At 49.5% G+C, this 9,826-nt stretch carries 11 protein-coding genes; 4 read left to right on the plus strand and 7 right to left on the minus strand.

All coding sequences use genetic code 11. The annotated features are described in order from the left end of the window. Positions 1–66 precede the first annotated feature (66 nt). Genes ACN06F_RS18290 through ACN06F_RS18300 form a run of 3 tightly spaced genes read right to left on the minus strand, consistent with a single transcriptional unit; the run spans position 67 to position 1,713 of the window. A complete protein-coding gene (locus tag ACN06F_RS18290) occupies positions 67–483 on the minus strand; it encodes a curli assembly protein CsgF (RefSeq protein WP_051626403.1) in 417 nt (138 codons plus the stop codon). Then, complete coding sequence (locus tag ACN06F_RS18295) at positions 483–998, minus strand: curli production assembly/transport protein CsgE (RefSeq protein ID WP_231657703.1); 516 nt, start codon at positions 996–998, stop codon at positions 483–485. Before ACN06F_RS18295 ends, ACN06F_RS18290 begins: the two co-directional genes overlap by 1 nt. 22 nt (positions 999–1,020) lie before the next feature. Then, positions 1,021–1,713: a response regulator transcription factor gene (locus ACN06F_RS18300; RefSeq protein WP_038479916.1), complete on the minus strand. Its 693-nt coding sequence runs from the start codon at positions 1,711–1,713 to the stop codon at positions 1,021–1,023. A gap of 284 nt (positions 1,714–1,997) precedes the next feature. On the opposite strand from ACN06F_RS18300, the gene rdgB reads away from it, so the two are divergent. The 4 genes from rdgB to ACN06F_RS18320 all read left to right on the plus strand — a co-directional run bounded on the left by rdgB (position 1,998) and on the right by ACN06F_RS18320 (position 5,431). Continuing rightward, positions 1,998–2,606 carry an RdgB/HAM1 family non-canonical purine NTP pyrophosphatase gene (gene rdgB / locus ACN06F_RS18305; protein ID WP_038479919.1) on the plus strand — a complete coding sequence of 203 codons (609 nt, stop codon included), beginning with the start codon at positions 1,998–2,000 and terminating at the stop codon, positions 2,604–2,606. Beyond that, complete coding sequence (gene hemW, locus ACN06F_RS18310; RefSeq protein WP_433924469.1) at positions 2,599–3,768, plus strand: radical SAM family heme chaperone HemW; 1,170 nt, start codon at positions 2,599–2,601, stop codon at positions 3,766–3,768. The genes rdgB and hemW overlap by 8 nt, the downstream gene beginning before the upstream one ends. Positions 3,769–3,816: 48 nt before the next feature. After that, positions 3,817–4,491 (plus strand): OmpA family protein, encoded by a 675-nt coding sequence (locus ACN06F_RS18315; RefSeq protein ID WP_038479925.1) that lies wholly within the window; start codon positions 3,817–3,819, stop codon positions 4,489–4,491. 94 nt (positions 4,492–4,585) lie between these two features. Next, positions 4,586–5,431, plus strand: a complete 846-nt coding sequence (locus ACN06F_RS18320; RefSeq protein ID WP_433924470.1) for a 23S rRNA (adenine(2030)-N(6))-methyltransferase RlmJ — start codon at positions 4,586–4,588, stop codon at positions 5,429–5,431. A 38-nt stretch (positions 5,432–5,469) separates the two neighbouring features. On the opposite strand, the gene mnmE is transcribed toward ACN06F_RS18320, so the two are convergent. From mnmE to rpmH, 4 genes are all read right to left on the minus strand, one after another. After that, positions 5,470–6,840 carry a tRNA uridine-5-carboxymethylaminomethyl(34) synthesis GTPase MnmE gene (mnmE, locus tag ACN06F_RS18325; protein WP_433924471.1) on the minus strand — a complete coding sequence of 457 codons (1,371 nt, stop codon included), beginning with the start codon at positions 6,838–6,840 and terminating at the stop codon, positions 5,470–5,472. A 101-nt stretch (positions 6,841–6,941) separates the two neighbouring features. Further along, positions 6,942–8,627, minus strand: coding sequence for a membrane protein insertase YidC (yidC, locus tag ACN06F_RS18330; RefSeq protein ID WP_089040122.1), 1,686 nt, complete (start codon positions 8,625–8,627; stop codon positions 6,942–6,944). A gap of 115 nt (positions 8,628–8,742) precedes the next feature. Further along, positions 8,743–9,144 (minus strand): ribonuclease P protein component, encoded by a 402-nt coding sequence (rnpA, locus tag ACN06F_RS18335; protein WP_084183640.1) that lies wholly within the window; start codon positions 9,142–9,144, stop codon positions 8,743–8,745. 13 nt (positions 9,145–9,157) lie between these two features. Continuing rightward, positions 9,158–9,292, minus strand: coding sequence for a 50S ribosomal protein L34 (rpmH, locus tag ACN06F_RS18340; protein ID WP_009723348.1), 135 nt, complete (start codon positions 9,290–9,292; stop codon positions 9,158–9,160). Positions 9,293–9,826: the final 534 nt, after the last annotated feature.

Here is a 9,826-nt window from a genome sequence, read left to right on the forward strand (position 1 = left end):
CCTGACAAAGCAGATAGCGTTAGTCGTTATTGCTGGTTTTTTTAGCGGTTGATATTGATGTCGTTGTTAAGGGTTAAATAAACCGCCAACGCTAATCTCTGTTACATCTCCAGTAACTTTATCCACAACACGCACAATTAGTTGTCCGTTATTGTCACTCACGACAACGCCGAACTCATCACTATCGAAGCTACCCTCACTGACTTCACCACGGCTAACATCGGAAATGAGCTGTGATATCAATCGACTTTCTAAACTTTGTAATAAGCGCTCAGTGGATGATAATGTTTGCCCCCTACGTGCATTTGGATCTGTATTGGTATCCTGTGACTGGGCTTTACCTAACAGGTAACTACCTGTAAAAGGATCGCCGCCAAAAGAAGGGTTAATAGGTTTATAAATTAAATCACCTGAGTGCGCGTGAGCACCTATTCCCATTAACACTATGAACGTAGCGCAAGCTATTTTTCTGCAGTTTTTCATCAGAATAACTCCTCTTTTCCCAAGTCTTTATCTGAGGTAAGAGCAGATGCCAGCTGCTGCTGGAGAAGTGCCTCCTCAACGATATTTACAGCTTCTCCTGCTACGCGGTCAGCTTCGCTAATCCTGGGAGAGAGCTGTGTTCTGAAGTACATCCGGTTGCCTTCCACGATGGCAATTTGGCTGCCCCAGCGGGCATCGGGACGTTCTTGAATGGTAATCGTGGCATTACCGATAATGAGGTTATCCATTGCCCGCTGGCTGAAAGCGCGATAGAAGGTCTTGCCTGCCATGGTGACGGTACGGTCGACCATAATGCCGGTAAGTTCACTACCTCTATTTCGTTGTCCTTGAATTTCTGGGCCATCGGGACTTGATAGTTGGTTAATAGCGTTGACTTCTTCCTGCTCACTGGTGGCTAATGCCCGGGAAGAATTGGTTGGTTCATTGGCAAATGTATCAGTAGTTAATGCAATAAAACTGATAAAAATGACCAGTAAATAGCGACGTAAATTCATAGCTATATACCCTTTTAAAAGGCTACCGATGACGTTGTAAACTGCGTGCAGTTTCTATATTAGGAAGAATTGGACCAAGGTTCTGATGGATCCAGTTAAGTGCTTGAATGCGATTGTGAACGTTTATTTTTCGGAAGATGTTATAAAGATGAGACTTAACGGTGTGTTCACTTACAAACAACTTATCGGCAATCTGTTGATTGGAGGAACCCGCACTTAATAAAGAGATAATTTCCATTTCACGGTTGGTTAATCCACAGGCTGGGCGGAACGCGTTGCTTTGATACTTGCGATAAAAAAGAATCAGTCGTGCCATTAACTCACGAGACATCCACAGCTCATCATCAAGTAACGCGTGGATACCTTTGCAAAATACCTCTAAGCTCTCATTGCGATAAAATACCCCTTTCAGTTGAGCGCACGAGAGAGCTTCTAGGGCATGGTCCATATCGCGAATATTGAAAGCGGCTAGAGGGGTTTTTGTTAATGCTTCTGGCAGTTTCTCTTGCCAGTCTGGCAATGTCTCTACACTAATATGATCACTGTCAATGAGGATGAGCAGCTTTTCGACGGGTGAAGAGGGTATGGTGACGTCTGGCGAGTAAATGCTAATTGAGCAGTTGGTGTGATCGTGTAAATAGTCTGCAAATAGCTGTGATTGCGGACTTTTTTCGGTAATGAGATACACCAAACCTATGGTCTTTTCCTGTGACATTGGGAAGCCCTCGTGGAAAGAAAGAGTGAGCAGGTGCTCTCAGAAGTGTTGCCTATAAGATACATTTCGTAAAGTTTTGTTATTAGAAATCTGGTGAAATCAATTTGAATATATATAGTATTTTTTAGAATAATGCGTTTAAGTGTATGTTTATAATGTTGTTTGTTATTAATATAAGCAGTTTTTAAATTAGTTTTAACAATTACATTATGTAACAAACAGCCTGCTTTAGAAGAAATTTTGATATATGTAAACTCATTAACCTTCCTTTTGGAGATATCGTTATGGCATCGCCCAATACCTTAGTTTTAGCCAGTGGAAATGTAGGAAAACTAAAAGAATTCAATCAATTACTAGCACCTCTTGGGTTAGATGTTCGTCCGCAATCCGAATTTGGAGTGGGAGATGTGGAAGAAACAGGGCTTACTTTTGTAGAAAACGCACTTCTGAAAGCTCGTGAGGCAAGTAAAATCAGTGGATTGCCTGCATTGGCAGACGACTCAGGTCTTGAGGTGGATGCACTTCACGGTGCGCCGGGTATCTATTCAGCGCGCTATGCCGGTGAGCCTAAAAGTGACGAGCGCAATAATGAGAAGTTATTAACGTCGCTCAGTCGCTATGCTGAAGGTCAGCGTAGTGGACGTTATTGGTGCGTATTGGTGTATTTGCGTCATGCCGAAGACCCTGTACCTGTGATCGTGCAACGCAGTTGGGAAGGTGAAATTCTGGCGCACCCGCGAGGTAATGGCGGTTTTGGTTATGACCCTCTGTTCTGGTTACCGGACCAAGGAATGAGTGTTGCCGAGTTATCCAGTGAAACCAAAAATCGACTTAGTCATCGTGGGCGGGCATTACAGGGCTTGGTTGAACTGTTGAAGGTGGCGCATGGCTGAGCTATTGCCTCCCTTATCCCTATACATCCATACGCCATGGTGCGTACGGAAGTGCCCGTACTGTGACTTTAATTCCCATGAGCCCAGTACTGACGAGCTGCCCGAAGACGCTTATCTAAACGCCCTGCTCAGTGATTTGGAGGGTGATTTATCGTTAGCGAATGAAAGAGAGATTCAAACGATATTTATTGGCGGTGGCACGCCAAGCCTGTTATCGCCAGCTTTTTACGATCGATTATTCAAAGAGATACGTCTTCGATTGCCGTTCTCTTCTACTATTGAAATTACCCTTGAAGCGAATCCTGGCACGACCGAGCAGCAGCGTTTTATTGGTTATCGAGAAGCCGGGATCAATCGCTTGTCTTTGGGAGTTCAGAGCTTTCGCCCTGAACAGCTTAGCGCGTTGGGGCGTATTCATAGCGGCCAAGAAGCGGTCAATGCTGTTCGCCAGGCGCGTGAGGCTGGGTTTGATAATCTCAATATTGATTTAATGCATGGGTTACCCAAACAAACCCCGGTTCAAGCGATGGAGGATATTGATCAAGCATTGGCTCTGGAGCCAGAGCATCTCTCCTGGTATCAGTTAACGCTTGAACCGAATACGGCGTTTTTCTCTCATCCGCCTGTGTTACCAGAAGAAGAGGCTCTCTGGGACATTCAAGAAGCTGGCCATCAACGCCTTGAGCAAGACGGTTTGCGGCGCTATGAAATCTCCGCCTACGCGCGAACGGGACAACAAAGTCGCCACAACATCAATTATTGGCAGTTTGGCGATTATTTGGGTATTGGGGCGGGAGCGCATGGAAAGCTGACGACGGTCGATAGTCAGGGGCAGCGGCATATCGAAAGGCGCTGGAAAACACGTCAGCCAGAGGCGTATTTACGTCGTGCAAATGATCCGCGTGGCTTTGTGGCTGGCAAGCAGCCGATAGCAACGCAGGAGCTACCCCTTGAGTTTGCGATGAATGCGTTACGTTTAACCGATGGGGTCGCAATGGGTGTCTGGATGGCTTACACAGGACAGCCCTCAGCCGTGTTACTTTCACGGTTACAAAGCGCGTATGAAAAAGGACTTTTAATGGAAATGCCCGAAAAGCTGCGTGCATCGCCTCAAGGTCTATTATTCTTGAATGAATTGCTGACATTAATAAGCGATGAGTGATCAGCGATATATAAAGCAATTACCCTGAAGATTATCAAGGAGTGAGTGATGCGTATTTCTCGACTACTGACCCCGCTGGCGGCAGCCATTTTGTTAGCTGGTTGTGCTACCTCGGACCCTTATGGCGGTCAGACGCAGCGCTCTAGCACTGCGATGGGATCTGGCATTGGCGCGGCCATTGGCGCTGCTGCCGGTGCGCTGTCTGGCGATGGCAGCACTAGCCGTCGTGATCGCGCATTGATTGGTGCGGCGGTAGGTGCTGCAGCGGGTGCCGGTATAGGCGTTTACATGGATCGTCAGGAGCAACAGCTGCGCCAAAATCTCCAGGGCTCGCGTATTGAGATTGATCGTCGCGGTGACGATATTGTGCTTAATATGCCCAGTGGCGTTACCTTTGGTTTCGACTCAGCTGACCTTACCAGCGAAGCACGTAACTCACTTAACCAAGTAGCGAATGTACTGACCCAGTATCAGGATACTCGCGTCAACATTGCTGGCCACACTGATAGCACCGGAGATGCAAATTATAACCAGCGTCTGTCTGAACGCCGTGCCCAGTCTGTGGGTAATTACCTTAGCCAAAATGGCGTATCCTCCGCTCGATTAAACACCATGGGATATGGGGCCAATCAGCCGGTTGCTAGCAATAATTCTGAACAAGGGCGGGCGCAAAACCGCCGTGTTGAAATCACCTTGAGTCCCACGGGAAATGGCCAGGGTTAACACTAACGATTGATTAGCTAACCTCGGCATTGCCGATAAACGCCCGCTATGCTCACATAGCGGGCTTTTTTCGATTCTCTGTTAGCGAGCGACTATGCTGTCTTACCAACACGCTTACCATGCCGGTAACTTTGCCGATGTGCAGAAACATTTAACGCTTTACGCGGTGGTTGATTATTTATTACGTAAAAAATCAGCCATTACATATATAGATACTCATGCGGGACGAGGCCTCTATCCACTTAACACCAAAGAGACTCAGCGGCTTCAAGAATACCGTGAGGGCGTTTGGCCGCTGTGGAAAGCGAGTGAACAGCTAAGTGACCCTTTACTGAGTAGTTGGCTAACCACGTTGGCAACTGCCCAGCCCCATGCATCTGAGCTTACCCATTATCCTGGCTCACCTTGGTGGCTTTCTCAGCCGCTTCGTGAGCAAGATCGCCTGACGTTATTTGAGCTTCATCCAGGTGAGCATGAGCACTTAAGTACCCAATCGCTTTCCCCGCAGGCGCAGCGAATTTATGGAGATGGACTGGCAGGTTTGAGTGAGCTGGTACCGGTTGCAACACCGCGTTTGTGCGTATTGATTGACCCTAGCTACGAACGTAAAGCGGAATATCTGGAGGTGGTTGATGCGGTGACTTATAGCCTGGCAAAAGCGCGACATGCGGTGCTCCTGGTGTGGTATCCATTGCTACCAGCAGGCAACCATCTCTCGCTGCTAAACGGCTTGAGGGAGAGCGGCATCCGTAAAATTTGGCGCAGCGAACTTCAACGGCATACGCCAAACGAGCAAAGCCATGGCATGTACGGTAGTGGAATGCTAGTGATTAACCCGCCCTGGGGATTAGATGAGCGTCTAGCGGCGGCGATGGAGCACATTACGCCGCTGCTAGGCTCGGAAAGTGACTATCGGTCAGAGTGGCTGGTAGGCGAATAGCTTGTTAGCCACTGTCTGTTATTGACCAAAGCAGATGATTATTTCCCAATACAAAAACTGCCAAAGATTTCGCCGAGCAGGTCGTCAGCGCTGAATTCACCGGTAATTTCGCCTAACGCCTGCTGAGCATCGCGCAAGTCTTCGGCCAGCAATTCCCCTGCACCGTAGCCATCTAGTTGGGCGCGTCCTGTTTCCAGTGCAACCATGGCGCGATCTAAGGCGTCTAAATGGCGACGGCGGGCTGAGAATCGCCCTTCGGTCGTCGCAGAAAATCCCATGATGTCCTTTAAATGGGTTTTTAAGTTATCCACACCCACGCCAGTTTTCGCGGATAGTCTGATCGTTGGTGGGGTTGTGGATAAATCAATGCCGGCTTGTTCGGCGCTGGTATCGATTTTATTTCGCACCAGTGTCAGGCGTGTTTGATCGGGGAGCCTGGCGACAAATTCCGGCCAAATAGTCATAGGATCGGTCGCATCAGTCGTTGAGGCATCTACCAATAGTAGCACGCGGTCGGCTTTTTCGATCTCTTCCCAAGCACGGGCAACGCCGATTTTCTCTACGGCATCGGGGGTGTCGCGCAGCCCTGCGGTGTCGATAATATGCAGTGGCATGCCATCAATGTGAATATATTCCCTCAGCACGTCACGGGTGGTGCCGGCAATATCCGTGACAATGGCGGTATCTTGTTCGGTCAGTGCGTTGAGCAAGCTAGACTTACCGGCATTAGGTCGTCCAGCAATCACCACGCTCATTCCTTCGCGTAACAGGGCTCCTTGGCCTGCGGCTTTGCGAACCGCCGTCAGCGCTTGCTGAACGCTGTCTAAACGGTTGGCGACGTGGCCGTCAGCTAAAAAGTCGATTTCCTCCTCAGGGAAATCAATCGCCGCTTCGACGTATACCCGTAACTCAATGAGTCGCTCCACTAACGCCGAGATACGCTGGGAAAACTCGCCCTGTAGCGAACGTACGGCATTTTCGGCAGCGGAACGGGAAGTGGCGTCTATCAGGTCGGCAATGGCTTCGGCTTGGGCTAAATCCAACTTGTCGTTTAGAAAGGCACGCTCTGAAAACTCACCCGGGCGTGCTAGGCGTGCGCCAAGCTGTAGGCAGCGTTCAAGCAGCATATCCATAATGATTGGCCCGCCATGTCCTTGCAGTTCAAGCACGTCCTCACCGGTAAATGAGTGGGGCCCGTTGAACAGCAGGGCAATGCCTTCATCAATAACGCTTTCAGCGGCATAAAACGGGCCGTAGTGAGCGTAACGAGGGGAGGGGCAGTGGCCAAGTACTGCGGCAGCGATATCGCGGCAGGCAGGGCCTGAGACGCGAATAATGCCAACACCGCCGCGGCCAGGAGGAGTTGCCAGAGCGGTAATGGTGTCTTGGGTGTAAAGTCGATCGGCCATGGCGCTTCTCGTTGGTGTATGGCGAAGATTGTCGCGTTGTTCATCCTAAAACGCCAGACCCCCGCTAGGGCGGGGGTCTGGAGGTAGGAGAAGGGTGCGTGCTACTTGGTTCGCAACCCTTTGCCGACGTTTGGATCATTCTCAATATTACGCGTAATGAGGTACTGCTGCGCCACCGAGATGATGTTGTTGACGACCCAGTAGATAACCAGACCTGCTGGGAACCACAGGAAGAAGAAGGTGAAGATAATCGGCAGCATCTTCATAATCTTCGCCTGCATGGGATCGGGCGGTGTCGGGTTCAGCATTTGCTGAACGAACATCGAGATCCCCATCAGAATTGGCAAGATAAAGTACGGATCTTTCACCGACAGATCTTGAATCCAGAACATGAACGGCGCATGGCGCAGCTCAACAGACTCAAGCAGCATCCAATACAGCGCGATAAAGACCGGCATTTGCACCAGAATTGGTAAGCAGCCGCCCAGAGGATTGATCTTTTCCTTCTGGTAGAACTTCATCATCTCTTGAGACATTTTCTGGCGATCATCGCCATACATTTCTTTGAGACGCTGCATTTCCGGGCCAAGCTTACGCATACGCGCCATTGACTTGTAGGCTTTGGCGGATAGCGGGAACAGCACCAGTTTCACGAGTACGGTCAGCAGTACAATTGACCAGCCCCAGTTGCCAACGATGTCGTGGATCTTATCCAGTAACCAGAACAGCGGGTTAGCGATAAACCACAGCCAACCGTAATCTACGGTTAGGCGTAGGTTGGGAGCGACTTGTTCAAGATAGTCTTGAACCTTGGGCCCCATGTACAGCGTTGCGCTTAGCGTTGCCTCGCCGTCAGCGGCCACACTGCTCGTGGGGCCAGCAAACGCTACGACATTACGATCCCGTGAATCGGTAGTGACATAGTAGAGGTTTTGCTGATTTTGCGCCGGTGCCCAGGCAGATACGAAGTAGTGTTGGATCATCGCAATCCAGCCACCCTGCGCCTCACGATTTTCAAAGTTATGGCTTTGAATATCGTCGAAGTCGATTTTTTCGTACCGCGCGTCAGGGGTAGAGTAGGCTGCACCAAGATACGATTTCATACCCATAGAGACGCCACTTGAGGGGTCAGGGCTATTATCGCGTGCCAATTGACCGATAAAGCGGGCGCTAATCGGTGACTCGGTGTTGTTGGCTAAATAGTAACTAACGTTGACAGCGTAGTCGCCGCGCTTAAACGTCAATCGCTTAATAACCTCAACGCCGTTAACTTCCGCTGTTAAATCAACACTTAGCTGCTCTTCATCGTTTCCTAAGCGGTACTCGGTACGCTCGGGCGTGAAGGCAATGCGGCTAGCCTGGCCGTCCAGTTGAAGACCGGAACGGGCGACGTAGCTACGCGTTGAGTTATCAGAAAGCAACACGTAGTTACGATCTGAATCCTGCGTTAGCTTATGCTGCGGTAGAGCGGCGTACACGATATCGCCACCATGTGGGTCAATACGTACGTCGAGAACGTCGGTCGTGACAGCAATAAAGTCTCGGCTAGACGAGTTACTTTCTGCTTCTCCAGGCATGCCTTCACTAATGGCATTTTGGGGAGCCGATGAACTAGGAACCGATAAATCATCACTGCCAACATTATTGGCGGATGAGCCGTTGCTGTTTTGGGTAATTTCAGGCGTCGAATCGACGCTTATTTGCCCATAATCCTGATTCCACTGTACAACCAATAGGTAGGCAAGTACTGCCAGTGGAATCAGTAATAAAAGTCGTTTTACGTCCATGAGGGTTCTGCCCGATGGGTGGTGAACATGCTAATGGCGCAGTGTCATTTACTCGACCCATGACACACGAAAGCCTGCCAGGCGGCAGGCCGAGGTCGAGCGGCGAGGTGTGTCGTCAAGCGTCACGTGTTACGCCATTAGGCGGGAGTGGTACAGACACCGCCTGTGCGTCACGCTGAAGTCGTTTCCACATGCCATTTAGCTGGCGATTAAGCGTCTCGTTATCAATATCTTGAACACCACGCTTTGCCAGTATCACGATATCCACAGAGGGTAAGTGATCTTGGCGGAGGCGAACAGATTCTCTCACGAGTCGCTTAAAGCGGTTGCGATCAACAGCGAGCTTCACATTCTTTTTGCTGACCACCAGTCCAATGCGGGGATGTCCCCGGGTACTCAAACGCGCTAGCGCCATCATACCTTTGCCATGAACCTTCAGGTCTGCTTGTTCAAACACGTGACTAAAATCCCCGGCGTTTAGCAAACGTAAGCACCGGGGAAAGCCTTGATGCGGCACACGCAATCCGAGATCAGGCGCTCAGACGCTTGCGGCCTTTGGCGCGGCGGCGTGCGATAACGGCACGGCCGTTTTTGGTTGCCATACGAGCACGGAAGCCATGCGCGCGCTTGCGCTTGAGAACGCTGGGTTGAAAAGTGCGTTTCATAACTCGTTATTCCCACGTGGTTTAGGACGGAAAGTGAATTCCAAAAGACCCGGTCCAGTGAGGAACTAGCCGGGGAGTTTCAATTCAAGACCGGAAATTGTAGAGACTTCCCGCGTCAGGTGCAATTTTTCCTTGCATAAAAAGCGTTAAAAAGGCAATGGAGGCTCTTCGTACATCGCCATCGTGGCTTCTTGCCATGACACTACTATTACTAATGGAATTATTTAAAACCTATTGTTATTAATAGTGGGGATACTAATTGTGGATAAGCTATTTTAGCTTACTTTTATCAACAGCTTAAAAACATAAAAAATCTGTGCATAACCTTCGGATAAGCCTTAAATAAACTGTTAATTAGGTGTGTTCAACAGGGTATAGAAGACATCAAAACAGCTTTTTCCTTGATCCATTACCAGCTTTTCCCTATGCCTCATGAATAGTTGTCCACAGGGCAAAAAGAGGCGTTAGTGCGTGTGGATAACCGTCTCGTTGGGCGCTACAATGGTCGGCCGTTTTCAACCGATGGTGAGATGA

Origin of the sequence: Vreelandella sp. 21 (assembly GCF_050995515.1) — a bacterium.
GTDB classification, from domain to species: domain Bacteria; phylum Pseudomonadota; class Gammaproteobacteria; order Pseudomonadales; family Halomonadaceae; genus Vreelandella; species Vreelandella alkaliphila.